We start from the raw sequence: 25,098 nt of genomic DNA, 5'->3' as shown, positions 1-25,098 counted from the left end.
CACAGGAAATCCGTTGGACGCGGTCATCTTCTTGACGACTTTCGTGCGGAAAAGGTGACTTATGAGCGCAACAAGGGATTTGGCGAATCTGGCGGCGCGTTTTGACGCCGACCGACGACATCTGAGGTCGGTCGCGTTCCAGCTGCTGGGCTCGGTGGCCGACGCCGAGGACGCCGTGCAGTCGGCGTGGCTCAAGGCCAGTCGTGCGGACTTCGACGCTGTCGAGAACCTCTCCGGCTGGTTCACGACGATCACCGCGCGCGAGGCGCTCGACCAGCTTCGGGTGCGCAAGCGTCGCGCCGAACAACCGCTCGCAGGGACCGACGAACTGGACCGGCTGGCCCAGACGGCGTCGCCGCCGGCCGACGAGGACGCACTGCTGGCGGAGTCGGTGAGCGGCGCGCTGCTCGTCGTGCTCGACCGGCTGTCCCCGGCGCAGCGCGTCGCGTTCGTGCTGCACGACGTCTTCGCGATGACGTTCGAACAGATCGCCGCAGTGATGCATCGGTCACCGGACGCGACCAAGAAGCTGGCAAGCCGGGCACGTGGGCGTCTGCACCCGGACCCGGCCGTCGCTGGGCGCCGCACGGCCCACCACCTGAAGGTGGTGGAGGCGTTCCTGGCGGCCTCGCGCGGTGGTGATATCGCCGGCCTGCTCGAACTGCTGGCTCCCGAGGTGGTGCGCACGGTCGATCCGGCCCTCGTCCCGGCCGACGTGCCAAGCACGTTGCGCGGCGCCCGCGAGGTCGCCGCGGAGACTCGTCGGTTCGCTCTGCGGGCGCGCGCCGGTGCTGTCATGCTCATCGACGGGGCACCGGGCATCGTGCTGGCGGTCCGCGGGCGCGCTCAAGTCCTGCTGGTGATCGGCATCGGCGCCGACAGTCGCATCCACACGATCGACATCACCGGCAATGCCGAGCGGATCCGTCGGACCGCGCTGACGCTGCCTCAGTGGCCGATCCAGGAAGATCACAAACTCATCGGGTACCAAGGACGTCAGACACCGTCGGCCGGGGAGCCGGCCACGGGGCAAGACCGGGAGAGTCATGCTCGATAAGCCGTTCGGACGACGCAACCTGCTGCGGGGCGCCGGCGCGCTTTCTGCGGCCGCGCTGGCACCGTGGGCCGCCGGGTGCGCCCCCGAAGACGACGCCCTCACCTTCTTCTTCGCGGCCAACCCGGACGAGCGCGACGCCAGGATGCGTATCGTCGACGAATTCGCGCGCCGTAATCCCGATATCAAGGTTCGGCCGGTGCAATCCGGTCCGGGCGTCATGCAACAGCTTTCGACGTTTTGTGTCGGCGGCAAATGCCCCGACGTGCTGATGACGTGGGAATTGTCCTACGCCGGGCTCGCCGAGCGCGGTGTGCTGCTGGACATGAACACCTTGTTGGCCCGCGACAAGGCGTTTGCCGACCAGCTCAGGGCTGACAGCGTCCCGGCACTGTACGAAACCTTCACATTCAACGAAAAGCAGTACGCGCTGCCCGAGCAGTGGTCGGGCAACTACATGTTCTACAACAAACGGCTCTTCGCTGAAGCCGGGGTGCCGGTGCCACCCAAGACGTGGGAACAGCCTTGGGATTTCACCGAATTCCTGGACGCGGCGCGCGCTCTGACCAAGCGTGACGCATCCGGACGGGCCGCGCAGTACGGCTTCGTCAACACCTGGGGTACCTACTATTCGGCCGGCCTGTTCGCGATGAACAATGGCGTCGCCTGGTCAAACCCGCGGCTGAATCCGACCCACTTCAACTTCGACAAGGCGGCGTTCCAGGAAGCGGCTCAGTTCTACGCCGACCTGGCCAACACCTACCGGGTTGCGCCCAACGCATCGGAGACGCAGTCGATGTCGACACCCAATCTTTTCGCGGTGGGACGGGCAGCGATCGCGCTCGGCGGGCATTGGCGCTACCAGACCTACATCCGGGCCGAGGACCTGGATTTCGATGTCGCTCCGTTGCCGGTCGGTCCGGCGCTGGGCAAGGGTCACGCCGCGTGTTCCGATATCGGCGCCACCGGGCTGGCCATCTCTGCGAGTAGCCCCCGCAAAGAGCAGGCGTGGGAGTTCGTCAAGTTCGCGACCGGTCCCGTCGGGCAAGCGTTGATCGGTGAATCTTGTCTGTTCGTTCCGGTGCTGCACTCAGCGCTGCGATCGGACGGATTCGCCAAGGCTCATCGACGGCTCGACAATCTCAGTGTGCTCACCCAAGGGCCGGCCTTTTCACAGGGCTTGCCGATCACGCCGGCGTGGGAGAAGGTCAATGCCTTGATGGACCGCAGCTTTGGCCCCATCCTGCGGGGCAACCAGCCGGCCACCTCGTTGAGCGGATTGTCCCGCTCCGTGGACGAAGTGCTGCGCAGCCCATGATCTCGACGGACGCACCTGGCGCGACGTCCCTGGCCGGCAGGGCGAGGAGGGCCCCGAAGGACCCGAGCCCGTGGCGCCGACACGGCTGGGCGGGTCGGTTGTTCGTGGCGCCCAACATGGTGGCGGTCGCCGTGTTCATGCTCTTTCCACTGGGCTTCTCGCTGTACATGAGTTTCCAGCAATGGGATGTGTTCACGCCACCAAAGTTCGTGGGCCTGCGGAACTTCGGAGACCTGTTCACCTCCGACCCGCTCTTCCTGATCGCGATCGGCAACACGGTGATCTTCACCCTCGGAACGGTCGTGCCGACGGTCCTCATCAGCCTGGCCGTCGCCGGGGTGCTGAATCAGAAGGTCAGCGGCATCGGCATCTTCCGAACGATTGTCTTTCTGCCGCTGGCTATCTCATCGGTCGTGATGGCGGTGGTGTGGCAGTTCGTTTTCAACACCGACAACGGCTTGCTCAACATCATGCTCGGCTGGGTCGGGCTTGGTCCGGTCCCGTGGTTGGTCGATCCCCACTGGGCCATGGCCTCACTGTGCATCGTCAGCGTCTGGCGCAGCGTGCCCTTCGCCACCGTCGTCTTGTTGGCCGCGATGCAAGGCGTTCCGGCAACGGTCTACGAGGCGGCCAGGATCGACGGTGCCAGCGAGATAAGGCAATTCGTCTCCATCACCGTTCCGTTGATTCGAGGGTCGATCTCGTTCGTAATCATCATCTCGGTCATCCACGCCTTCCAGGCGTTTGACATGGTCTACGTCCTCAACGGCCCCAGTGGCGGGCCGGAATCGGCGACCTACGTCCTGGGCATCATGCTGTTTCAGCACGCGTTCTCGTTCCTCGAATTCGGATATGCCTCCGCGCTGGCGTGGGTGATGTTCGCCGTCTTGCTGGTGCTGACCGTGGTGCAGTTGCGTGTCAGCCATCGACGATCTTTGGAGACTTCGCGTGGGCTCAAGTGAGGGTGTCATCAAGCACACCGTGGTGCGCGGCGGAATCGTGTATGGGGCGCTGCTCGCCGTCGCCTGGTGCGCGCTGTTCCCGATTGCGTGGGCGGTGTCGGGTTCGCTGAAAACGGAAGGCGAGGTCAGCGAGCCCACGCTGCTGCCGGTCCACCCGCGGTGGTCCAACTACGCTGAGGTGTTCGCGCTGATGCCGTTCGGGCGGATGTTTTTCAACACCGTGCTCTACGCGGGGTGCGTCACCGCGGGGCATGTCTTTTTTTGCTCACTGGCCGGATATGCCTTTGCGCGACTGGATTTCCGGGGCCGCGACGCGCTGTTCGTGGTGTATCTCGGCACGTTGATGGTGCCCCTGACGGTCACCGTGATCCCGCAGTTCCTGGTGATGCGGACCCTGGGCTGGGTCGACACGCCGTGGGCGATGATCGTGCCGGGTTTCTTCGGGAGCGCATTCGGCACGTACTTGATGCGGCAGTTCTTTCGTACCCTGCCCACCGATCTGGAGGAGGCGGCGATACTCGACGGTTGTTCGCCGTGGCAGGTCTATTGGCGAATCCTGCTGCCCCATGCACGACCGGCTGTGATGGTGCTCGCCGTGCTCACCTGGGTCAACGTCTGGAACGATTTCCTGTGGCCGCTGCTGATGATTCAGCGCGACAGCCTGGCCACCCTGACCCTGGGCCTGGTCCGGATGAAGGGCGAATATGTTGCCCGGTGGCCGGTTCTGATGGCAACCTCGATGCTCATCATGCTGCCCCTGGTCATCATCTATGCGATCGCGCAACGGTCCTTCGTCCGCGGAATCGCCGTCACCGGGATGGGCGGCTAGCCATGGCAACGGTGACATTCGAGCAAGCAACCCGGCGCTACCCGGGAGCGGACCGGCCGGCTTTGGACAACCTGGACCTCGTCGTCGGCGACGGCGAATTCGTCGTCCTGGTCGGACCGTCCGGGTGCGGCAAGACCACGTCGCTGCGGATGGTGGCCGGGCTGGAAGTCGTGGATTCCGGGCATATCCGGATCGGCGAGCGAGACGTCACCAACGTCGATCCCAAGGATCGCGACGTCGCGATGGTATTTCAGAACTATGCGCTCTACCCGCACATGACGGTGGCCCAGAACATGGGCTTTGCCATGAAGATCGCCAAGACGCCGAGGGACCAAATTCGTGAGCGGGTGTTGGACGCGGCGAAACTGCTTGACCTGCAGCCCTATCTCGATCGCAAGCCGAAGGACCTGTCCGGCGGACAACGCCAGCGAGTGGCGATGGGCCGCGCGATCGTGCGCCGGCCGCACGTGTTCCTGATGGACGAACCGCTGTCCAACCTCGACGCCAAACTCCGGGTGCAGACGCGTAACCAGATTGCCGCATTGCAACGGCGGCTGGGCACCACCACCGTCTACGTCACCCACGACCAGGTCGAGGCCATGACCATGGGTGACCGCGTCGCCGTCCTGCGCGACGGCGTGCTGCAGCAGTTCGCGCCACCTCGCGAGCTGTACCGAAACCCGGACAACGTCTTCGTGGCGGGTTTCATCGGATCGCCGGCGATGAACCTGTTCACCCTTCCCATCGTGGATTTCGCTGTGTCGCTGGGCGATTGGCCAATAACCCTACCCCGGGAGATCGCCAGCGCCGCGGGTGAAGTCGTGGTCGGGGTTCGTCCCGAACATTTCGCGCTGGGTGGCCTCGGTGTCGAGATGGAGGTCGACGTGGTGGAGGAGCTGGGGGCCGACGCGTACCTGTATGGCCGAATCACCGGCTCCGGCAAGGTAATGGATGCGCCCATCGTGGCGCGGACCGACGGACGCAACCCACCGCAGAAGGGCAGCAGGGTGCGTCTGCACCCGGAACCCGGGCACCTGCACTTCTTCGGTGTGGATGGCCGCAGGATCTGTTGATCATGCTCCGCCATTGAAGTGAGTGCGGTTTTCGGTGCGGCGGGCACGCGCGCCCGGCTCGATCCGATTAGGAGGAACTTGCGGTGAGTACAAACCGTGCCGACTTGGTGTGCGAAGGCGGTGGCGTCCGGGGTATCGGGCTGGTAGGCGCAATAGATGCGCTCGGCCAGGCCGATTACCGATTTCCGCGCGTCGCTGGAAGCAGCGCGGGCGCGATCGTCGCCTCGCTGGTGGCAGCCCTGCAGGTGGCCGGCGAGCCGCTGAGCCGGTTGGTCGAAGTGATGCGCACGATCGACTACGGGAAGTTTCAGGACCGCAGCCTGATCGGGCGCGTGCCGCTGATCGGCGGAGGCCTGGCGCTGTTGACGTCAGACGGGGTCTACCGCGGGGATTATCTTCAACAGTTGCTTGCCGGTCTGCTCGGCGATCTGGGCGTGCGGACTTTCGGTGACCTGCGCACGGGCGAAGAGCCCGAACAGTTCGCTTGGTCGCTGGTGGTGACGGCCAGTGACCTGTCCCGGCGCCGCCTGGTCCGAATCCCGTGGGATCTGCACTCCTATGGCATCGACCCCGACGACTTTCCGGTGGCCCGTGCGGTGCACGCGTCGTCGGCCATTCCGTATGTGTTCGAGCCAGTTCGGGTCGGCGGAGCGACGTGGGTGGACGGCGGATTGTTGTCAGACTTCCCGGTCGAGTTGTTCGACCGGCCCGACGCGCAACCGCAATGGCCCACGTTCGGGATTCGTCTGTCCGCGCGTCCCGGCATCCCGCCCACCCATCCTGTGCACGGGCCGGTGTCGTTGGGGATTGCGGCGATAGAGACATTGGTGAGCAATCAGGACAACGCCTACATCGACGACCCGTGCACTGTACGGCGCACCATCTTCGTGCCCGCCGACGAAATCAGCCCGATCGACTTCGACATCACCACGCAGCAACGCGAAGCTCTCTACGCGCGAGGACTGCAAGCGGGCCAACAGTTTTTGCAGACCTGGAACTACGCCGACTATCTGGCGGCCTGCGGCGCCCCGGTGCGCAAATCACCGTGACACAGTGAATCGTTCGGCGATGCCTATCCGCGGGAGCAGCGTAGCGCATGGACGCGACGCTGGACACGCGCGACGTCGTCGGGGGAGGGCAGCTGGTTGGTGATGCGGGTGATCTCCACGCCGATATCGACGGAACTGATCGGCCAGAGCCTACGCGTGATGAGATCCCTTGCGATGGCGGTGATGTCGTCGCCGCAGAGCCGTCGGCGCGTCAACGCCACCAGTGGCATATACCTGGTAGCCGGTATGCCGGAGGGGTAGCCGGCCCGCACAAAAGCCACAATGCTCGTCACCCAATGCGACAGGTCCATACGTCCACCTCGCTAACCGCCGCAAGTTGCGCGTAAGCGGCAGTGCTTGCCTTGGCTAGCAACGTACCATCGGCAATGCCATCAGCTGAGTAACGCCACACAGTTAAACGCAATTATTATGGCCGGTGATGACGTCGCACCGGGAGTGACTTCGATGACGTTTCGCCGAACGTGGCGCGCCGTAACAGTGTTTGGCCGCAAGGCTTTCTAGTATTGCCGCGTGGTGGATCGCTATGGAACCGATGTCCTCGCCGCGGGACGACGCAAGCCCCGCTCGACCGAGCATCCGGCCGAACTGGGCCTGGTGGTCGAGGACGTGGAGACCGGATACGTGGGCGCGGTGGTGCGCGTCGAATACGGGCGGGTGGACTTAGAAGATCGACGCGGTCACGTGCGTGGCTTCCCTTTGGGCCCTGGGTATTTGCTCGAGGGGCGTCCGGTCATCCTCACCGCGCCCCGGCGGCCAGCGCCGACCGCCGGGGGCAGGACCGCGTCCGGTTCGGTCGCCGTGTCGGGCGTGCGTGCCCGCGTCGCCCGGGCCAGCCGCATCTATGTCGAAGGTCGCCACGATGCTGAGCTCATCGCGCAGGTGTGGGGTGAGGACCTGCGAATCGAAGGCGTCGTAGTCGAGCAACTCGGTGGCGTCGACGACCTGGTGGACATTGTCGCCGAGTTCGCCCCGGGTCCCGGGCGCCGGCTGGGGGTGCTTGTCGATCACCTTGTCGCGGGTTCCAAGGAGGCGCGGATCGCCGATGCGGTGCGGCAGGGCCCCGGCGGCACCGACACCCTGGTCGTCGGTCATCCCTACGTCGACATCTGGCAGGCCGTGAAACCGCGGCGGTTGGGCCTGGACGCCTGGCCCAAGGTGCCGCGGCAGGTGGAGTGGAAGCTCGGCGTGTGCCAGGCGCTCGGTTTGCCCCACAACGACCAGGCGGACATCGCCAGGGCCTGGCGGCATATCCGTTCGCGGGTGCGCGACTGGAACGATCTGGAGCCGGACCTGATCAGTCGGGTCGAAGAACTCATCGATTTCGTGACGGCGCCTGTCGGCTGACATGGCAGCCAGCGGACCAGGGCTAATGCGCGTGGCTTAGTTAGGCTACGCTAGCCGAAAGTCCCGACCGGCGGGACAGAAACAAGGCGTATGCAGGGCGTATTCGGCGTATTCATCGGCACGTTTCTCATCGGCCTCCGTGAAGGCCTAGAGGCGTCGCTCATCGTGAGCATCGTCGGTGCCTTCCTCAAACGAAACGGCTCGACGGTTCGCCCGATGTTTGTCGGCGTCGCCCTGGCCGTGCTGCTCAGCGTCGGCGTCGGCGTCGGCCTCGACCTGTTCGCCGCGAGCCTGCCGCAGACCCAGCAAGAGATGATGGAAACCGTCATCAACGCAATCGCGGTGGTGTTCGTGACGTCGATGATCATCTGGATGAACGGCAACGCCGCGCAGCTCAAGGGGGAACTCGAGCGCGAGGCCCGTCAGGCGGTCAACCGGGGTGGCGCGGTCGCCCTGGCTGCGATGGCGTTCCTCGCCGTTCTCAAGGAGGGCTTCGAGACGTCGGTGTTCTTGCTCGCCGCCGCCGAGACGTCGCACGGCAACCGGTGGTTCGCCGTGCTGGGCGGCGCCGTGGGCATCCTGACGTCGGTCGGGCTCGGTGTGGGCCTGTACTACGGCGGCCTGCGGATCAACCTCGGCCGGTTCTTCCGGGTGACCGGGGTGTTCCTGGTGCTGATCGCCGCCGGGCTGGTGCTGGGCGCGCTGCGCGCCGCGCACGAGGCCGGTTGGGTGAGCATCGGCCAGCAACAGGTGCTCGACCTGTCTAGCTGGATACCCAGCAATTCGGTGCTGGGCGCGGCGACGACCGGGGTGTTCGGCATCCCCGCTGATCCTCGCCTCATCGAGGTGCTGGGCTGGGTGCTGTATGCGGTGCCGGTACTGGTCGTTTTTCTCTGGCCCGCCCGGCTCGCCGCCGCGCCGCGAGCCCGCAGCCGGCTGCTGGCGGCGACCTCGGCGGTGCTGATCATCGTCGCGGCGGGACTAACGATCATGACGCCAGCCGCTGCCTCGTCGCCGACGTTGCGGCTGCGCACTGTCACCGACCGCTCCGGCCACACCGTCGCGGTGTCGATGCAGACCGGGCCGCACGGGCGCGAGCTGAGGGTCGTCCCCCAGGACACCTCGACCGTCCGCAACGTCGTGCTTGTCCCGGCAGACGACCAAACAGTGGACGGCGTGCCTGTACAGGTATGGCAGGCTTCCGAGGCCGCCGGGGCCGATGGTGCACCGGAAGTCACGCTGGATCAGTTGCTGAGCATGACGGGGGGCCGGCTGCCGGTCGGTCTCGCCGTGGGCCGCACCCCGGGGCCGTTCCAGGGTCAATGGTCAACGACCACCGTGTATACCGTGTTCGCGCGAGGTGATTCCGTGGTCAGTGCGCACGCGGCGAGCAACCGCACCGCGCTTTTGACCGGCGGTGGGTTGACGGGGGCCAAGACCGTCAGCCTGGGCGGGCTGGCGACGGACTGGTCCACGTCCGCCGCCGAAGACCACTCGACACTCGCTCAAATCGTCGCGAGCGAGCGCAATCGCGGGGAGCGGCAGCTCTGGAATGTCTGGCTTCCGCTGGTAATAGCGGGTTTTGCGTTGGTTTGCGCGATGTCAGCGATAGCCTCGGTGCGCGTAGACCGCCGGCAAGAGGATGAGAGGAAATCGATCAATGGTGAGTCGCATCGCCTCGGCAACGTGCCGGTCTCGTGAATTCTGTTTGACTGCAACGATTCTTGTTGGCGCGGCGGTGTTGCCGGTGACCGCATGCACCCACTCGGGTGACAACTCGAACCACGCTCAGCAGCCGAAACCGGGGGGTACCAACGCGGTCAAGGTCACCATGGCCAACGACGACGGCAAGGATGGCTGCGCACTGGATACCACCAGCGTGCCCGCCGGACCGGTGACCTTTACGGTCGCCAACACGAATGCACCCGGCATCAGTGAGGTCGAATTGCTCAGAGACCAGCGGATTGTGGGCGAGAAGGAGAACCTCGCGCCCGGCCTGGACCCGGTGTCGTTCACGGTCTCGCTGGACGGCGGCGCCTACCAGCTCTACTGCCCGGGGGCGAGCACCGAGTATCAGACCCTGAGGGTGACGGGTAAAGCGCCTGCGACGCCGACGGGTACCGTGGCCAGCATCCTCAGCCAGGGCACCAAGGACTACGCCGCGTACATCGTCAGCCAGATCGGTCAGCTCAACGACGGCGTGAAGGCGCTCGATGCCGCCGTGCAGTCGAGTAACCTCGACGCGGCGAAGGCGGCCTACGCCAAAGCCCGGTTGTTCTGGGAGCGCTCGGAATCCACCGTGGAGGGCTTCGTGCTGCCGGGCTTCGCGGTCGGCGACAATGCCGGCAGCCTGGATTATCTGATCGACATGCGTGAGTCGACACCGGTCGACGCCAAGGTCGGCTGGAAGGGCTTCCACGCCATCGAGCGCGATCTGTGGCAGGGTGGCGCGATCACACCGGCGACGAAGGCGTTCAGCACCGAATTAGTCGGCAACGTCGGCAAATTGAACGGCATCGTCGCGAGTCTGCAGTACAAACCCGAGGACCTGGCCAACGGCGCCAGCGACCTGATCGAAGAGATTCAGAACACCAAAATCACCGGTGAGGAGGAGGCCTTCAGTCACATTGACCTGGTGGACTTTTCGGGCAATGTCGAAGGCGCCCAGCAGGCGTACGCGTCGCTACGTCCGGGGCTGGAAAAGATCGATGGCAATCTGGTCCACCAGATCGATCAGCAGTTCCAAAGCGTGCTCGCCACGCTGGACGGGTATCGTGACCCGGCCGCACTCGGCGGCTACAGAACCTACACCCCGGCGTTGAAGGCCAGCGACGCACCGAAGCTGACGGCGGTCATCCAGCCGCTGCATGAGAGTCTGTCCACCGTCGCCCAAAAAGTCGTTACGGCGGGCTGATCGTGACCGACGACATCACCGAACCAGACGTCGGCGACCCCAACAATGCCGGCGCACCGACAGACTCCACCACGGTGTCGCGCCGGCGCGCGCTCGGTGGCGCCATGCTGGCCGGGCTCGGCGGGGCCGCCATCGGTGCCGTCGGTGGCGGCTTCGCCGGTCACGCCATGGCGGCAGGACAGCGCGGTGACGATAACGACACCGTCGATCTGCGCCGCAGTTACCGCTTCTACGGCCAGCCCCACCAAGGCGGAATCGACACGCCTCCACAGCGTTACGCCATGTTCATGTCGTTCTCGGTGGCCGGCGGCGCGGGCCGCACCGAGTTACAGACCCTGTTGGCGCGCTGGTCAGCCGCCGCCGCGATCCTGCAGCAGGGGAAGCCGGTTGGGACGGTACAGCCACAGGTCGACGTGCAGCCTCCCGCCGACACCGGGGAGGCCTACGGGCTGAGCCCCGCCAGTCTCACCGTCACCGTCGGGTTAGGCCCGTCGCTGTTCGGCGATCGGTTCGGGCTGGCCGCCCGGCGCCCTTCCGTGTTCACCGACCTGCCACCGCTGGATGGGGACAACCTTGATCCCCGCCTGCACGGCGGCGACCTGTCCGTGCAGGCGTGCGCCGACGACCCCCAGGTCTGCTACCACGCGGTGCGCAACATGGCGCGGCTCGGCCGCAACATCGTCTCGCCGTACTGGGCGGTGCTGGGTTTCGGTCGAGCCTCTGCAGGCCCGGGCCAGCACACGCCACGAAACCTCTTGGGGTTCAAAGACGGTACCCGCAATATAGCCACCGATGCCGAGTACGCGAAATTCGTCTGGATCGAAGACAGCGATCAGCCGTGGATGAACGGTGGTACGTATCAGGTCGTCCGCAAGATCCGGATGTTGATGGAGACGTGGGATGTGGACCGGATCGGCCATCAGCAGAGGATCTTCGGGCGCACCAAAGAGGAAGGCGCGCCGCTGAGCGGCAAGAACGAATTCGACACACCGAATTTCGCCGCTAAGGGCCCCGATGGCAATCCGCTCATCGATCCGATGTCTCACGTCGGCCTTGCCGCCCGGGAAAACAACGACGGCATCATGATCCGCCGACGGTCCTACAACTACACGGACGGTCTCGACGCCAACGGCCAACTCAACGCCGGTCTGCTGTTCATCTCGTATCAAAACGATCCCCGGGCTTTTATCCGCCTGCAGAACCGACTGGGCGCCCACGACCTGCTCAACGAGTACATCCGCCACATCGGATCAGCGATCTTCGCGGTGCCGCCGGCGCCCGCTGAAGGTCACTACATCGGGCAAAGCCTGTTCAGCTGAGCTCATCTCGCGGATAGGCAGCGGACGGTCGGCGGCACCGCGTTTCACACGTGTGAGTTCCGTGTCGGGCCGGCAAATCAATCACACCCGCCGCACGTATCATTCTGCGGCTGTTTAGGCTCAGCGCCGCTGAGGCACGCGCGTTATGTCGAAGTCCGTCGCCCGACAGCATATTTGACGAAAGTTAGGCGGGGATCAGCGTTACACCCTTCCCGCGTGCCGCCGAGCGGGGCGAAACGCCGCCAGCAGCGCTCCGGCGGCGAAGATCGCTGCGGTCAGCCACGGGAAGCGTCCGTTGGGAGCGAAGCCCTCGGCGGCAACCAGGGACAGGGCGTAGGCCGCCATCGCGGCACCGGCCAGCATCACCGGTTCCGTCCAGCGCTCCGTGAGCGGGACGCCGAGCAGGGGCAGGGGAGCCGCGAAAAGTCTTCGCGCCCAGAACAGCAGCACCAGCTCGACCGCGGTCACGACGCTGAGGACGACCACCCATTCCAGCCGGGCCAGCCACCAGTCCGCGGTACCTTCGGGCGGCTGCGGCAAGAGCCCCGCCGGATAGCCGACGATCGCCACGATCACTACGGGAATCATGTGCCACAGGTAAAGTGCCATGATGTTGTTGTTGGCGATGGACAGCGCACGCTCGACCCGCATGGCGCGCAGCGCACGGTTGAGCGCGGGAGTGGCCGCCATCGCAATTCCGGTTTGGGCGCACCCGAATGCCAATAGGGCCACGGTCGGTGGTGTCGTGTTGTCGATGGTCTGTCCGGGAACTCCGATCATGCTGACCGGATAGATTTTCAGCCAAATCAGCAGGGCCAGCGCCACTGCAGAAACGCCGGCCAGTAGCCATGGCCTGCGGCCGGCCAATGACCCGCCGTGCCAAGCGATTCCAAGTTGATACAGGGTGCCCCAGCCCAGCAGATAATTCACCCAGTTGAGGTAGGGCACGTGGCCCGCGAGCCGTGCGACATCCACCGCCGCGACGGCCAACGCGAGAACACCCGGCGCCAGCAGCCCCCAACGGCGTTGTGCGGCAATCGCAATCGGCGTCAGCGACACGACCACCAAATAAACGGCCAGGAACCATAGGTGCATCGCAACCGCCCAGCCTGCGTACTCGAGGATCGAGCCGGCCACACCGCAGGCACCCAGGACCACCACAACGACCGACACCAGTGCGATGTACATCGCCGTCGGACCGAGGACTCGCGCCAACCGGCGCTGCACCCAGGTTCGACGTGAAACTCCGTCGGTGTCATGGCGATGCGTCCAGGACACGGCGCCGGCGTAGCCGGCAACCAGGAAGAACGCCGGGACAGCCTGGAAGGGCCAGGTCAGCCACTGGGTCCAGGGCAGGTCGACGAGCGGGTTCTGCCGGCCGAACTGTCCATAGTGGTAGGTCACCGATCCGGCCAGCCAATGTCCCAGCACGATCAGCACCACGCCCGATACGCGGTAGTAGTCGACCGCCAGATTGCGCTCCGGCCGCGGGGTGTTTGCGCGGTCCATCAGATCGGGGGAGGCTCGACGCGGTACACAGCGCCACGGTACCGTCCAGCACTCAGCGGGGCCTCGCGCAACCGCGTCAAGAACAGGAGACATCCCATGAAACTGGCTCAACTCGCCGAGCTACAGGTCAGCCGCCTCGGGCTGGGTGCGATGGGGATGTCGGTGGCCTACGCCGGCGCGGGCAGTGATGATGAGGAATCGATCCGCACCGTTCATCGCGCCATCGAGCTGGGTGTCACGCTGATCGACACCGCCGAGGTCTACGGCCCATATGTCAACGAGGAACTTGTGGCCCGTGCGCTGCAGGGCCGACGCGATCAAGTAGTCCTGGCAACCAAATTCGGCCTGATCTCGCACACCGGCCGCGAGGGTCTCGACAGCAGCCCCGCCAACATCCGCGTCGCCGTGGACGGTTCGCTGCAACGGTTGGTGACCGATCGCATCGATCTGTACTACCAGCACCGACTCGACCGCCAGACCCCGATCGAAGACACGATCGGTGCGCTGGCTGAGCTGGTCACCGCCGGGAAAATCCGGCACATCGGTCTGTCCGAAGTCGGTGTGGACACCATCCGTCGCGCCCACGCCGTGCATCCCGTCACGGCAGTCCAGTCCGAGTACTCGCTGTGGACGCGCGATCAAGAAGACGAGATCCTGCCGGTGCTGCGCGAATTGGGGATCGGGTTTGTCGCGTACTCGCCGTTGGGCCGTGGCTTCCTCACCGGCGCCATCCGCTCTACACAGGAGCTGCCCGATACCGACTACCGCAAGACGAACCCGCGGTTTTTCGAGGACAACTTCCAGCACAACCTGCGGTGCGCGGACGAGGTCCGCGCGATCAGCGCGGAGGTCGGTGCCACGCCGGCTCAGGTCGCTTTGGCCTGGCTGCTGGCGAAAGGTCCTGACATCGTGCCTATTCCGGGAACCAAACGTGTCACGCGCCTGGAAGAAAACGTCGGTGCCGACGCGGTAAATCTGACTGCCGACCAACTGGCCAGGCTCGATCGCCTCACCCCTCCCGTGGGAGGACATCACGCCGAGGCACAAATGGCCTGGATCGACCGCTAGCTGGTCGCGCTAGTCAACGCTGGCCAAAGCCGCTGTGCCATATTTCTTTTCGATCAGCGACCACGGGTCGGCGTAGGGACCGCGACCCTCAAGCCGGCGCTGAACGAAAAAGACCGCACGCAGCGCCGGCCGTAGCAGTGGCGCAAGCAGCCGCAGCACGATGCGCACGCGGCCCTGCGATTCGGCGATCCATGCCAGCGTCTGGCTCCAGTCGTGCTCTTGGAAGTCCAGCAGCGCCTGCGCTTCGGTGGTGTCATACCACCCGGTGAAACTCCAGCCGCGGTCGTCGGCCGGGTCGCCGGGCAACCCCGCCGAGGGGCCAAGCGGACCCAGGCCGGCGGCGCTCATCAGGTCGTCCTGCAGGCCGTGCTGTAGCAGCACGTACGTTTCGTTGCCGCCGATGAGCACGACCTTGCCGGAAATCGATGCCTCACGATCGACGCCGTTGGCGAACGCCAGCGCCACATCACGCGCATCCACCGCGTGTATGCGATTGTCGCTGGGCATCGAACGCATCAGGATGAGGTAGTCACCGTTGATGGCGGCCTGAGTGTCCGGCGAGATGACACCCGCAAGCCGAAAAAGCGCGTGCGGCAGGCCGCTACCGCGGATCGCCGACTCGGCGAGCACTTTGTCCTGACCGTATTGATCGATCGGGTTCACCGGGGTATCCGGCGTGATCCGCTCGGGCTGACGGTAGGGGTTCCGCGATCCGTACACCGCGGCACTGGAGGCCATAAGGAACAGCGGCGGACGGGGGAGTGACGAGCAGACCGTCAAGAGATTCTCGGTGCCACCGACATTGACGCGCCGAGCCAGTCCGGGGTTGCGGTATGACGGCGGGGACACGATGGCGGCCAGGTGGACGACGGCCCCGGGCCGATGGGCGGCGACGAGCTCGGTTACCGCAGCGGCATCCAGGAGATCGGTGTACGCGGGGATCAGTGTCCCCGGATGCCCACCGCCGGCAAGTTCTTTTTCGGCGGCGGCGGTGTTGTCGTTGCGCAGATCCATCGCGATGACGGTTCGTCCCCGGTCCAGCAGAATCTGCGTGCAGCGCTTACCGACTTGTCCGAATGCGCCGGTGACCAACACGGTGTCGACGGTCATGGCCGCGTCACTGATCCATCAGCCGGCCGGCAAGCTTGCCGATCGCCGTGCGGACTCGGGGAGAGACGTAGATCGAGAAGAATGGAGTCACGATGTCCTCACGGAGTCGAGTTAGCTTGGAGCTCTTGATAAGCCACTGGCCGGCGATGCTCTCATAGGTCTCGTGGTAGTGGCCGTAGCCGACCAAAGTTACCCCGGGCCCAAATCGCACGACGTCTTGCAGCGCCCATATTCCACGCGCGGTCGTCGCCGAGGTGAGCTGAATTTCGGGTGTGTGTACCTGGTGGGCGGTGGGCTGCGTTGGGCGGCCAAGGGCCCGACGGGTGAACGCCACGAAGTCATCGGCGCCGGCGATCACCTTGCCGCCGGCTTCGGACGTGTCGCTGACGAAGTCGTCGGCAAAGATCGTCCGCCATGCCGCCCAGTCCTTAATGTCCAGGTAGCGGCAGTAGCGGGCCTTGAGCTGCTTGATGGATTCGATCGCCGGCAGCGTCTGGTCGATCGGGCCTTCGGCGCGCTCTGTCATTGCCGCTCGATTCTTTCCGTAGGCGTCCTCGCGTGACGTTTCACTGGCGAAGCGTAAACCCGTCACCCTTTGAAGTAGACGATCTGATGTGTGGTGGCCAGCAGCCCGCCGTCGGCCGTCCACACTTTTGCGCTCTGGTCGAAATAGCCGCGGGAGAAGCGGTTGGCGTGGGCGGTGGCCAGCACGAAGTCGCTCGCGACGGCGTCGAGTTGAGGCCGATCGGCGTGAAAATAGGTGGTCAATGAGATGGTCCCGGACGGGATGAAGCCACCGCGGCGCAGGAACACCCGCGGGTAGAAGATGTCACACAGCGCGGCTAGCGCCGGATAGTCGACCGGGCGTCCCGCGGCGTCGCGGACCCATAGCGTGGAGGTCGACGACGGGCTCGGATTCCCGCCTTTGCCGGGCATCGCACCTTCGACGTACCGCAGGTCGTAGAGACTGGTCCATCGAACGAGGCCGGGATCGACGGCAGGAATTTGCTCGGGCACCGACGCGCTCGGCGGATCGCTTTCCGTGTCGGCCCAACTTGCGCGCCGGACCGCGAAGATCGCGGTAGCCGTCGTCTTGACCACATCGGCCTGGCTGAGCTCAATAATCCAGTGCTGATTGGTGCGATTGGTGCGCGCCGCCCGCAGCGTGATGTCAAAGTCGCCGTCGGCGATGGGGGCGGCGTAGTTGACGGTCAGGGCCAGCGGTTCCCCGATGCGCTCGGGGTGTGCTTCGACGGCGTGCAGCATGACGGCGGCGGTGATCCCTCCGAACGGTCCAACCATGTTGGCCCACTCCGGGTGCGTGTGGCCACGGCCGACGTCCGCGTCGATCGTGTTGAGCTGGAGGGCTTCGTCGAAGGGATGTGGGTCGGCCATTTGGGTTCCTTGTTCGCCAGAGCGTGAATCGTGCGGCCGGGCGTAGCATTCGCCAAGGCCCGGCACGAGTCGACCGCAGATTACTTGCGGGCGGCCTCGCTGCCGAACACGGGGTCCTGGCGTGTGGGCCCCCGGCGCACACCACCCCTTGATGTACGGTCCTGCGAGCCACACCCTCACCGAAAGCGAGCCCCGATGGCGAACCCCAAGGACGACGCCGCAGCCCAATCTCCCGCCGAACTGATCGACGCCAGAATCAAGGAATTGGCGGACTGGCGCGGTGAGATGCTCGCTCACATCAGGAAACTGATCAAGAAAGCCGACCCCGAGGTGGTCGAAGAGTGGAAGTGGCGGGGCGTTCCAACCTGGTATCACGACGGGATGATCTGCACCGGTGAGACGTACAAGAACGTCGTGAAGATGACCTTCGCCAAGGGCGCGTCGCTGCAGGATCCCGCGGGTCTGTTCAACTCCAGCCTGGACGGAAAAACCAGACGCGCGATCGATTTCCACGAAGGCGACCAGATCGATGAGAAGGCGCTGACGGCGCTCATTCGCGCCGCGGTGGAGTTGAACGGCGCTTAAGGCGCGACCTGTACACCCGCAAGGCGGTGCTGTACAGTCGCCCAGCACAAGGTCGACGCTCGAATGAGAGGCCATCCGGTGACTTCGGAGTCGGTCGAGGAATTTCGGAGCCGGGCCAGGGCCTGGCTGGCCGCGACCATGCCGCGACTCGATCCGGCCAAGGCGGCGCTGCTGGAGCGCGATGAGCTGCCGTCGTGGCATCGGGCTCGAGACCTGCAAAAGTTGCTGTGGGAGGGCGGATTCGCCGGGATCTGTTTTCCCCGCGAGTATGGCGGGCTCGGGCTGGGCTACGAATACAAGAAGGCGTTCGACATCGAGTCCCAGGCGTATGAGACTCCGCTGCTGCTCAACGTCCCATCGTTCGCCATCTGCTGCGCCACCATTCTCGACATGGGCTACGAAGAGCAGAAGCGCACGCACATTGCGGCCGCGCTGCGCGGCGACGAGGTGCTGGTGCAGCTGCTTTCCGAGCCCAACGGGGGATCGGACCTGGCGGGCGTCATCACCCGCGCCGAGCGCCGCGACGGACGGTGGATCATCAACGGCGCCAAGACCTGGAGCACGTGGGCGTTCGCCGCCGACTACGGCCTGTGCCTGGCCCGGACCAACTGGGACGTCCCCAAACACGATGGGCTGACGATGTTCCTGGTGCCGCTGCAACATCCCGGTGTGACCATCAACCGGATCCAGCAGGTCAACGGCTCCATCGAATTCTGCGAAGAATTCTTCGATGACGTCGATGTGGGCGACGACGCTGTCGTCGGAGAACCGGGCAAGGGCTGGGACGTCGCATCGCGGCAGCTGTACCACGAGCGGCGCACGATGGGGGACGGCTCGGAATACACCAGCGGGCCGGGAATCGCTGAGGCCCATGATGTTTCGGTGGACCTGATGTCGCTGATCGACAAGACGAACCAGGCTGGCAACCAACGCCTCCAAGAAATGGTCGGTCGGGCGCTGGTGCACCGGGCGGTGCATGGCCAACTCAGTGAGCACGTCTTCCACGCCGTGGCCAGCGGATCCCTGCCACCCGCCGCAGGATCGATCATCCGCCTGTATATGGCCGAGGTGCACGATGTCGAGACCGATACCGCGCTGGCCGTGGCGGGTACGGCGGCCGTGGTTGACGACGAGGGCGGGTTGGTCGACATCGGGACGCGCTATCTGGGCCGTCAGACCGCCAGCATCGGCGGCGGTACCACCGAGATGGCGCGCAATGTGATCGGCGAGCGCGTGCTGAACTTCCCGCGCGAGCGCGCCGACGACCGGGGCGTGCCGTTCAACCAGGTGCGGCGCGGCAAAGGCTAAGGAGGCGAACGGAATTGAGCGATCAACTTCGTGACATCCGAGAGTTGATGGGTGATTCCGACGCCTATCGCGACGAACTGTACCGGCGTTGGACGGGTCTGCTGAGCTACCGCTACATCGGCCGCAAGCATTCGTCGATGAATCTGGGGGAGACCGACGACACCGTTACCATCCGCCGTGACATGCGCAACGAAGCGGGCGGAATCATGGTGGCCCCGTTGGCCATTTCTTCCCCGGAAGGCTGTCAGACCGACATGGTCGCCGTGCCCAATCCGGTTATCGCGTCGGTACAGATCGTCGATCCCGGCTACGACGTCAACAGAATCGAGATCGTCGGGTCGGGCATAGTGCACCAGGGCCGCACCATGGGCTACGGCCGCTGCACCATCGTCGACGCCGACAACCCCAGCCGGGTCATCGCCTTCAACGAGGGGCAGGGAGCGATTATCGGAATCCCGCCGGAAGGCCTGGACCGCATGGATGTTTCGGGCACCGAGCTGGTGGTCGAGGACTCTCCCGATCTACCCCCGCTGTGGCAGGCCTTCGGGGCCAGCCGGCGGGGCGACGGTCACTGGATACTGCCCGAGTTGAGCACCGAACTCGCGTCGCCGGATGCCGCGCTGCACATCGGCCCCCAGCACGTCGTCCTCGAGACCGCGGCGATCGACCTCGCCGCCGAGGTCGCCGGTACCAAACAGCTGCAGGTCATCAGCTGGCATGTCATGTTCATGTCGCGCGGCAAGGTCGGCCCCTTCCGGGTCGAGGGCTCCGCGCATCCGGGCGGATCCGGACGCGTCGGCGTGCGCATGCTGCTGCACGACGAGGGCAACGCCGACAAGGCGGTCACCTCCGCCGCGGCGGTCTTCGACATCGTCAGCTGAGCAGGGTTCGGTGGCCCCGCCTCAGGGCATAGTTAGGAACCGCCGTGCGGATGGCGATAACGTTTCCACCGCGGGGGCGATGCGAAGGAGCGTGGTGGTCATGCAGGTCAGTATGTTCGGGCAACTCAGCGGATCGGGCAGTGAATCGCCTATCGACGCGACGATCGCCAACCTCACGATGCTGCGCGACGAAGGCTTCAGACGGGTGTGGATGAGCCAATTACCTTACGAGCCAGACCTTCTCATGATCCTGGCCATCGCGTTGCACGAGGTCGACACAATCGAGGTGGCCAGCGGTGTGGTGCCCATCCAAAATCAGCATCCGATGCAGATGGCGCAGCGTGCCCTGACGCTCAGCCTCGCCTCGGGTGGCCGGTTCACCCTCGGGCTCGGCATGACCCATCAGGCGGTCACCGAGGGGATGTGGGGCATTCCGTGGGACAAGCCGGTGCGCAGGCTCAACGAGTACCTCGACGGGCTGCTGCCCCTGTTGGCCGGTGAACGCGCCGACGCGGTGGGGCAGACGGTGACCACTCGCGGCGCGCTGATGGTCTCGGGGGCGCCGCGGCCCGACGTCTACATCGCGGCGCTGGGTCCCCAGCTGCTCAAGCTCGCGGGGCGGCGGACGTCGGGCACCTGCACCTGGATGACCGGACCCAAAACGCTGGCCGAGCACGTCGCGCCGACGCTGCGGCAGGCAGCCGCCGACGCCGGACGCGAGGGCGGGGTGCGCGTCGCCGCGTCGTTGCCCGTCAGCGTCACCGACGACGTCGACGCCGCCCGCAAGCAGGCGGCCGAACAGTTCGCCATCTACGGCCAATTGCCGTCATACCGCGCGATGCTCGACCGCGAGGGCTATGCGGGGCCGCAGGACGCCGCGATCATCGGCGACGAGGACACTGTCCGCGGCCGGCTCGACGAACTGCGCGCCGCGGGCGTGGACGAGTACGTCGCCGCGGCGTTCGATCCGTCGCCGGAGGGCCGCGCACGCACGCGGGCGCTGCTGCGCGCGTACGACTCCTGACCCGAAGAAATCGCCTGGCCCGGTCCTGGGCTGGCGCATCCGTTGGCTATGGCCATACATAGCCAACGGTACGTATGGTGCATAGACGAACCCTCACGACAGGAGAAGCACAGTGGCAGAGCGGTTGGCGGGCAAGGTGGCCCTCATCAGTGGCGGTGCCCGGGGGATGGGCGCATCACACGTGCGGACGCTGGTCGCCGAGGGAGCCAAGGTGGTGTTCGGTGACATTCTCGACGATGAGGGCAAGGCGGTGGCGGCGGAGGTCGGTGACGCGGTCCGGTACTTGCACCTCGACGTGACCAAGCCCGAGGATTGGGACGCGGCAGTGGCGACCGCGCTGGGTGAGTTCGGCCGCATCGACGTGCTGGTCAACAACGCGGGCATCATCAACATCGGCACTTTAGAGGATTACGCGCTCTCGGAGTGGCAGCGAATCCTCGACATCAATTTGACTGGCGTGTTTCTCGGTATCCGCGCCGTGGTCAAACCCATGAAGGAAGCAGGCCGGGGATCGATAATCAACATTTCCTCGATCGAAGGCATGGCCGGCACCATCGCCTGCCACGGCTACACCGCGACCAAATTCGCCGTGCGGGGACTGACCAAGTCGGCCGCGCTCGAACTGGGCCCGAGCGGAATCCGGGTCAACTCAATCCATCCCGGGCTCATCAAGACCCCGATGACCGATTGGGTTCCCGACGACATCTTCCAGACGGCGCTGGGCCGGGCGGCCCAACCGGTGGAGGTCTCCAACCTCGTGGTCTATCTGGCCAGTGACGAGTCCAGCTACTCCACCGGCTCGGAGTTCGTGGTCGACGGCGGCACCACCGCCGGCCTGGGGCACAAGGACTTCTCCAACGTCGAGACCGACGCGCAGCCGGACTGGGTTACCTAGCGGCGCTTACCGATTCGGGTTCCTTGGCCGGCTGGGGCCAGGGCGACGGAACCGGGCGTTGACGGACCCGTTGCGGCCACCAGAACCACTTGCCCAGCAGCGCGGCAATGGACGGTGTCATCAGCGACCGCACGATCAGGGTGTCGAACAGCAGACCCAGTCCGATGGTGGTACCGACCTGCCCGATGACCGTCAGCTGGCTGACCGCCATCGTCATCATCGTGAAAGCGAACACCAACCCCGCCGATGTCACCACCGAGCCGGTGCCGCCCATCGACCGGATGATGCCGGTGTTCAGGCCGGCGTGGATCTCCTCCTTGAACCGCGCCACCAGGAGCAGGTTGTAGTCGGCGCCGACCGCCAGCAGGATGATGACCGACATCGCGAGCACCATCCAGTGCAGCTCGATGCCGATGAGGTGCTGCCAGATCAGTACCGACAGCCCGAAGGACGCGCCCAGCGAGAGCAGGACGGTTCCCACGATGACCGCTGATGCCACGACACCTCGCGTGATGATCAGCATGATGATGAAAATCAGGCACAGTGAGGCGATTCCGGCGATCAACAGGTCATAGGTGTTGCCGTCGCTGAGGTCTTTGTAAATCGAGGCGGTACCCGCGAGATAGATCTTCGAGCCTTCCAGCGGCGTTCCCTTCAATGCTTCGTACGCGGCCTTCTTGATCAAGGGAATGTGCGAAATGCCTTCGGCCGACATCGGATCGCCGTCATGGCTGATGATGAAGCGCACGGCATGCCCGTCGGGGGAGATGAAGTTCTTCATGCCCTTCTTGAACTCGGCGTTGTTGAACGTCTCCGGTGGCAGGTAGAACGAGTCGTCGTTCTTTGAGGCGTCGAACGCCTTGCCCATGGCGTTGGAGTTCTTCTGCGCCTCATTCTGCTGATCCTGCAGACCCTTCTGGGTCGAATACATGGTCAGCATCGTGGTTTTCATGGCCTTCATGTTTTCGATCATGGAAGGCATCAGCGCCACCATCTGGGGCATCAGCGTGTCGAGGTGATCCATGATCGGTAGCAGGCTCTCAATATCGTCCGTCATCGTGTCGATACCGTCGAGGCCGTCGAAGACCGAGCGAAGCGACCAGCACACCGGGATGTCGTAGCAGTGTTTTTCCCAGTAGAGGTAGCTGCGGATCGGACGGAAGAAGTCCTCGAAATCCGCCATGTGGTCGCGTAATTCGTTGATGTCGATGGTCATGTCATGCATCTTTTTGACCATCTGGTGCATGTCGTTCGACATCTGCACGGTGATGCTGGACATCTTTTCCATGCTCTCGATGGTCGTCTGCATCATGTCGGCCTGATGCAGCATGTCGGCCATCTGATCTTGTTGGTACTTCTGGTTCATCTGCTGGGTGACGCCCTGCATGCTGATCTGGAACGGGATCGAGGTGTGCTCGATCGGCGTGCCCTGCGGGCGAGTGATGGCTTGCACGCGACCGATCCCCGGCACCCGGAAGATCGTCTTGGCGATCTTGTCGATCACCAGGAAGTCCGCGGAGTTCCGCAGATCGTGATCGCTTTCGATCATCAGCACTTCGGGGTTCATCCGTGCCTGCGAGAAGTGCCGGTCCGCAGCCGCGTATCCCTCGTTGGCGGGCAGGTCCGCGGGTAGGTAGTTGCGGTCGTTGTAGTTGGTCCGATAGCCGGGCAGGGTCAGCAAGCCCACCAGCGCCACACCGATCGTCAACACCAGGATTGGGCCCGGCCAGCGGACGACGAGGGCGCCGATCTTGCGCCACCCGCGAATCCGTTGCGTCCGTTTCGGTTCGAGCGTCTTGCGGAAGCGTGTCGCCACCGAGATGACCGCCGGACCCAGTGTCAACGCCGCGGCGACTACGACCACCATGCCGATGGCCAACGGAATACCCAGCGTCTGGAAGTACGGCAGGTTCGTGAAGTGCAGGCAGAATGTCGCGCCTGCGATCGTCAGACCCGACCCGAGCACCACGTGGGCAGTGCCCTTGTACATCGTGTAGTACGCGTCTTCCCGGGACTCACCGATAGCCCGGGCTTCCTGATATCGGCCTATCAAGAAGATCGCGTAGTCGGTCGCGGCCGCGATTCCCAACGTGACCAACAGGTTCGTGGCGAACGTCGAAAGCCCAATGAGCTTGAAGTAGCCCAGGAAAGCGACCATTCCGCGCGCGGCCGACAACTCGAGCACCACCATCACCAGCGTCAGCAACACGGTGACGATGGACCGATACACCAACAGCAGCATGCCGATGATCACGGTGAATGTGGCCAATGTGATGAGCTGCAGGCTGCGGTCGCCGGCTTCGTGCTGGTCCGCCGACAACGCCGCGGGCCCGGTGACGTAGGCCTTCACCCCCTTGGGCGTCGGCACACTCTTGACGATGTTTTGTACGGATTCCACCGACTCGTTGGCCAAGGCCTCGCCCTGGTTACCGGCCAGGTAAACCTGGACGTAGGCGGCCTTGCCGTCATTGCTCTGCGCGCCCGCTCCGGTCAGTGGATCGCTCCACATATCCTGAACGTGTTCAACGTGTTTGGTGTCGGCGTCGAGCTTCTTGACGATCCGGTCGTAGTAGGTGTGGGTGTCGGTACCGAGGGGATTCTGACCCTCGAGGACGATCATCACCGAGCTGTTGGACTTGTACTCGTTGAATATCGCGCCCATGCGCTTGGTCGCGACCACCGACTGCGCATCGTCGGGTGCCATCGACACCGAACGCATCTTGCCGACCTCGTCGAGCTGGGGGACGAGGACGTTGAGCACCGCGATGATCGCGATCCAGCCCAGGATGATCGGCACGGCGAAGGTGCGGATGATCCGGGGGATCTTGTCATGCACCGGTTCTTTGACGACGGGGATGGCGTCGGTGCGGGTGTCGTCGACTGTTGTGCTCATGCGGATTTCACCAAGCAGAAGGTCAGGGCGTGCACGCCTTGGGTCATGTTCTCGGCCTTGACTTCGTCATCGATGGTGATGCGGCAGCCGAGGGAATTGCCGTCGCTCTGTGCCGAAAGATTCGGGAAGACCGAGGGGGCGGTGGTGGACAGGACCAGCGTCCACGGCAACGGTGCTCCGTCGACGCGTCTCGGGTCGGCGGACAAGTCCAAGTAGTTCACGTTGGCCTGGCTTGCCGAGCCAAAGACCTCGTATTTGACGACCTTGGGCTTGAACGGCTTTGAATCATCGAGCCGCGGGCTGCTCATGATCCCGGTGTCGTGGGCGCCGAAAAACGATTTGACCCTGACGACCGCAAAGCCGCCGACCACCACGACCGCCACGATCAACAACGGCAACCAGGCGTTGCGCACAAGTCTCGATATCTGCACCTAGGTGGTCCCTTCCCCATCACGCTGTCGTGACGTGGATCAGTGTTTGCGCGACCGGAGGCGGTGGACAGGTAAGGGCCCACAAGTCGCATTGCTCAACAACGAATTACGTCGAT

General features: G+C 64.8%; 22 protein-coding genes and 1 pseudogene. 16 read left to right on the top strand and 7 right to left on the bottom strand.

Annotated features, from left to right (window positions below; translation table 11 throughout):
• Positions 1 to 61 precede the first annotated feature (61 nt).
• The 6 genes and pseudogenes from VFW69_RS24285 to VFW69_RS24260 all read left to right on the top strand — a co-directional run bounded on the left by VFW69_RS24285 (position 62) and on the right by VFW69_RS24260 (position 6,285).
• Positions 62 to 1,057 carry a sigma-70 family RNA polymerase sigma factor gene (locus VFW69_RS24285; RefSeq protein ID WP_526505449.1) on the top strand — a complete coding sequence of 332 codons (996 nt, stop codon included), beginning with the start codon at positions 62 to 64 and terminating at the stop codon, positions 1,055 to 1,057.
• Positions 1,047 to 2,372: an ABC transporter substrate-binding protein gene (locus VFW69_RS24280; RefSeq protein ID WP_526505446.1), complete on the top strand. Its 1,326-nt coding sequence runs from the start codon at positions 1,047 to 1,049 to the stop codon at positions 2,370 to 2,372. The genes VFW69_RS24285 and VFW69_RS24280 overlap by 11 nt, the downstream gene beginning before the upstream one ends.
• Before the next feature lie 15 nt (positions 2,373 to 2,387).
• Positions 2,388 to 3,334, top strand: a pseudogene (locus tag VFW69_RS24275) (carbohydrate ABC transporter permease).
• Between the two features lie 7 nt (positions 3,335 to 3,341).
• Positions 3,342 to 4,163 (top strand): carbohydrate ABC transporter permease, encoded by an 822-nt coding sequence (locus VFW69_RS24270; RefSeq protein WP_526505479.1) that lies wholly within the window; start codon positions 3,342 to 3,344, stop codon positions 4,161 to 4,163.
• Positions 4,164 to 4,165: 2 nt separating this feature from the next.
• Positions 4,166 to 5,236 (top strand): ABC transporter ATP-binding protein, encoded by a 1,071-nt coding sequence (locus VFW69_RS24265; protein ID WP_526505444.1) that lies wholly within the window; start codon positions 4,166 to 4,168, stop codon positions 5,234 to 5,236.
• An 83-nt stretch (positions 5,237 to 5,319) separates the two neighbouring features.
• The gene (locus tag VFW69_RS24260) at positions 5,320 to 6,285 is read left to right on the top strand and encodes a patatin-like phospholipase family protein (RefSeq protein ID WP_526505442.1); all 966 of its coding nucleotides are present in this window, start codon (positions 5,320 to 5,322) and stop codon (positions 6,283 to 6,285) included.
• A 23-nt stretch (positions 6,286 to 6,308) separates the two neighbouring features.
• Here VFW69_RS24260 and VFW69_RS24255 read toward each other — a convergent pair whose 3' ends face one another.
• The gene (locus VFW69_RS24255; RefSeq protein WP_526505440.1) at positions 6,309 to 6,596 is read right to left on the bottom strand and encodes a DUF3349 domain-containing protein; all 288 of its coding nucleotides are present in this window, start codon (positions 6,594 to 6,596) and stop codon (positions 6,309 to 6,311) included.
• A 220-nt stretch (positions 6,597 to 6,816) separates the two neighbouring features.
• Here VFW69_RS24255 and VFW69_RS24250 point away from each other — a divergent pair, with 220 nt between their 5' ends.
• From VFW69_RS24250 to efeB, 4 genes are all read left to right on the top strand, one after another.
• Positions 6,817 to 7,650: a DUF3097 family protein gene (locus VFW69_RS24250; protein WP_526505438.1), complete on the top strand. Its 834-nt coding sequence runs from the start codon at positions 6,817 to 6,819 to the stop codon at positions 7,648 to 7,650.
• Positions 7,651 to 7,740: 90 nt separating this feature from the next.
• A complete protein-coding gene (gene efeU, locus VFW69_RS24245) occupies positions 7,741 to 9,351 on the top strand; it encodes an iron uptake transporter permease EfeU (RefSeq protein WP_526505436.1) in 1,611 nt (536 codons plus the stop codon).
• Positions 9,352 to 9,388: 37 nt separating this feature from the next.
• Positions 9,389 to 10,564, top strand: a complete 1,176-nt coding sequence (gene efeO, locus VFW69_RS24240; RefSeq protein ID WP_526505477.1) for an iron uptake system protein EfeO — start codon at positions 9,389 to 9,391, stop codon at positions 10,562 to 10,564.
• 2 nt (positions 10,565 to 10,566) lie between these two features.
• Positions 10,567 to 11,883 carry an iron uptake transporter deferrochelatase/peroxidase subunit gene (gene efeB / locus VFW69_RS24235; protein ID WP_526505434.1) on the top strand — a complete coding sequence of 439 codons (1,317 nt, stop codon included), beginning with the start codon at positions 10,567 to 10,569 and terminating at the stop codon, positions 11,881 to 11,883.
• Positions 11,884 to 12,084: 201 nt separating this feature from the next.
• On the opposite strand, the gene VFW69_RS24230 is transcribed toward efeB, so the two are convergent.
• Positions 12,085 to 13,392 (bottom strand): acyltransferase family protein, encoded by a 1,308-nt coding sequence (locus tag VFW69_RS24230; RefSeq protein WP_526505432.1) that lies wholly within the window; start codon positions 13,390 to 13,392, stop codon positions 12,085 to 12,087.
• Between the two features lie 96 nt (positions 13,393 to 13,488).
• Between VFW69_RS24230 and VFW69_RS24225 the strand changes: the two genes are divergently transcribed.
• Positions 13,489 to 14,460 carry an aldo/keto reductase gene (locus tag VFW69_RS24225; protein ID WP_526505430.1) on the top strand — a complete coding sequence of 324 codons (972 nt, stop codon included), beginning with the start codon at positions 13,489 to 13,491 and terminating at the stop codon, positions 14,458 to 14,460.
• A 9-nt stretch (positions 14,461 to 14,469) separates the two neighbouring features.
• Here the strand turns inward: VFW69_RS24225 and VFW69_RS24220 are convergent, their stop codons facing one another.
• From VFW69_RS24220 to VFW69_RS24210, 3 genes are all read right to left on the bottom strand, one after another.
• The gene (locus VFW69_RS24220; RefSeq protein ID WP_526505428.1) at positions 14,470 to 15,570 is read right to left on the bottom strand and encodes an NAD-dependent epimerase/dehydratase family protein; all 1,101 of its coding nucleotides are present in this window, start codon (positions 15,568 to 15,570) and stop codon (positions 14,470 to 14,472) included.
• Between the two features lie 7 nt (positions 15,571 to 15,577).
• Positions 15,578 to 16,096, bottom strand: coding sequence for a nuclear transport factor 2 family protein (locus tag VFW69_RS24215; RefSeq protein WP_526505426.1), 519 nt, complete (start codon positions 16,094 to 16,096; stop codon positions 15,578 to 15,580).
• 62 nt (positions 16,097 to 16,158) lie between these two features.
• Positions 16,159 to 16,965, bottom strand: coding sequence for an acyl-CoA thioesterase (locus VFW69_RS24210; RefSeq protein WP_526505424.1), 807 nt, complete (start codon positions 16,963 to 16,965; stop codon positions 16,159 to 16,161).
• 195 nt (positions 16,966 to 17,160) lie between these two features.
• Between VFW69_RS24210 and VFW69_RS24205 the strand changes: the two genes are divergently transcribed.
• The 5 genes from VFW69_RS24205 (at position 17,161) to VFW69_RS24185 (ending at position 21,658) form a co-directional block, all read left to right on the top strand.
• Positions 17,161 to 17,550 carry a DUF1801 domain-containing protein gene (locus VFW69_RS24205; RefSeq protein WP_526505422.1) on the top strand — a complete coding sequence of 130 codons (390 nt, stop codon included), beginning with the start codon at positions 17,161 to 17,163 and terminating at the stop codon, positions 17,548 to 17,550.
• 78 nt (positions 17,551 to 17,628) lie between these two features.
• Positions 17,629 to 18,858 (top strand): acyl-CoA dehydrogenase family protein, encoded by a 1,230-nt coding sequence (locus VFW69_RS24200; RefSeq protein ID WP_526505420.1) that lies wholly within the window; start codon positions 17,629 to 17,631, stop codon positions 18,856 to 18,858.
• Positions 18,859 to 18,872: 14 nt separating this feature from the next.
• The gene (locus VFW69_RS24195; RefSeq protein ID WP_526505418.1) at positions 18,873 to 19,739 is read left to right on the top strand and encodes a hypothetical protein; all 867 of its coding nucleotides are present in this window, start codon (positions 18,873 to 18,875) and stop codon (positions 19,737 to 19,739) included.
• A 100-nt stretch (positions 19,740 to 19,839) separates the two neighbouring features.
• Positions 19,840 to 20,763, top strand: coding sequence for a TIGR03564 family F420-dependent LLM class oxidoreductase (locus tag VFW69_RS24190; protein WP_526505416.1), 924 nt, complete (start codon positions 19,840 to 19,842; stop codon positions 20,761 to 20,763).
• Positions 20,764 to 20,875: 112 nt separating this feature from the next.
• Positions 20,876 to 21,658 (top strand): SDR family oxidoreductase, encoded by a 783-nt coding sequence (locus VFW69_RS24185; RefSeq protein WP_526505414.1) that lies wholly within the window; start codon positions 20,876 to 20,878, stop codon positions 21,656 to 21,658.
• On the opposite strand, the gene VFW69_RS24180 is transcribed toward VFW69_RS24185, so the two are convergent.
• Both VFW69_RS24180 and VFW69_RS24175 read right to left on the bottom strand, forming a co-directional pair.
• The gene (locus VFW69_RS24180; RefSeq protein WP_526505412.1) at positions 21,651 to 24,551 is read right to left on the bottom strand and encodes an MMPL/RND family transporter; all 2,901 of its coding nucleotides are present in this window, start codon (positions 24,549 to 24,551) and stop codon (positions 21,651 to 21,653) included. The two genes, VFW69_RS24185 and VFW69_RS24180, sit on opposite strands and share 8 nt — an antisense overlap.
• On the bottom strand, positions 24,548 to 24,982 hold the full coding sequence (locus tag VFW69_RS24175) for an MmpS family transport accessory protein (protein WP_526505410.1): 435 nt from the start codon (positions 24,980 to 24,982) through the stop codon (positions 24,548 to 24,550). Before VFW69_RS24175 ends, VFW69_RS24180 begins: the two co-directional genes overlap by 4 nt.
• Positions 24,983 to 25,098: the final 116 nt, after the last annotated feature.

The sequence above is a fragment of the Mycobacterium sp. genome (genome assembly GCF_036273375.1).
Lineage (GTDB): Bacteria > Actinomycetota > Actinomycetes > Mycobacteriales > Mycobacteriaceae > Mycobacterium.
Note: the sequence above shows the minus strand (reverse complement) of the source record. Positions and strands in the feature narration are given on the sequence as shown.

What these genes read in the sequence shown, in the direction of transcription:
- VFW69_RS24285 (WP_526505449.1), top strand. Translation starts at nt 62, where the DNA reads ATGAGCGCAACAAGGGATTTGGCGAATCTGGCGGCGCGTTTTGACGCC.
- VFW69_RS24280 (WP_526505446.1), top strand. Translation starts at nt 1,047, where the DNA reads ATGCTCGATAAGCCGTTCGGACGACGCAACCTGCTGCGGGGCGCCGGC.
- VFW69_RS24265 (WP_526505444.1), top strand. Translation starts at nt 4,166, where the DNA reads ATGGCAACGGTGACATTCGAGCAAGCAACCCGGCGCTACCCGGGAGCG.
- VFW69_RS24255 (WP_526505440.1), bottom strand. Translation starts at nt 6,596, where the DNA reads ATGGACCTGTCGCATTGGGTGACGAGCATTGTGGCTTTTGTGCGGGCC.
- efeU (WP_526505436.1), top strand. Translation starts at nt 7,741, where the DNA reads ATGCAGGGCGTATTCGGCGTATTCATCGGCACGTTTCTCATCGGCCTC.
- VFW69_RS24230 (WP_526505432.1), bottom strand. Translation starts at nt 13,392, where the DNA reads ATGGACCGCGCAAACACCCCGCGGCCGGAGCGCAATCTGGCGGTCGAC.
- VFW69_RS24225 (WP_526505430.1), top strand. Translation starts at nt 13,489, where the DNA reads ATGAAACTGGCTCAACTCGCCGAGCTACAGGTCAGCCGCCTCGGGCTG.
- VFW69_RS24220 (WP_526505428.1), bottom strand. Translation starts at nt 15,570, where the DNA reads ATGACCGTCGACACCGTGTTGGTCACCGGCGCATTCGGACAAGTCGGT.
- VFW69_RS24215 (WP_526505426.1), bottom strand. Translation starts at nt 16,096, where the DNA reads ATGACAGAGCGCGCCGAAGGCCCGATCGACCAGACGCTGCCGGCGATC.
- VFW69_RS24210 (WP_526505424.1), bottom strand. Translation starts at nt 16,965, where the DNA reads ATGGCCGACCCACATCCCTTCGACGAAGCCCTCCAGCTCAACACGATC.
- VFW69_RS24205 (WP_526505422.1), top strand. Translation starts at nt 17,161, where the DNA reads ATGGCGAACCCCAAGGACGACGCCGCAGCCCAATCTCCCGCCGAACTG.
- VFW69_RS24190 (WP_526505416.1), top strand. Translation starts at nt 19,840, where the DNA reads ATGCAGGTCAGTATGTTCGGGCAACTCAGCGGATCGGGCAGTGAATCG.
- VFW69_RS24180 (WP_526505412.1), bottom strand. Translation starts at nt 24,551, where the DNA reads ATGAGCACAACAGTCGACGACACCCGCACCGACGCCATCCCCGTCGTC.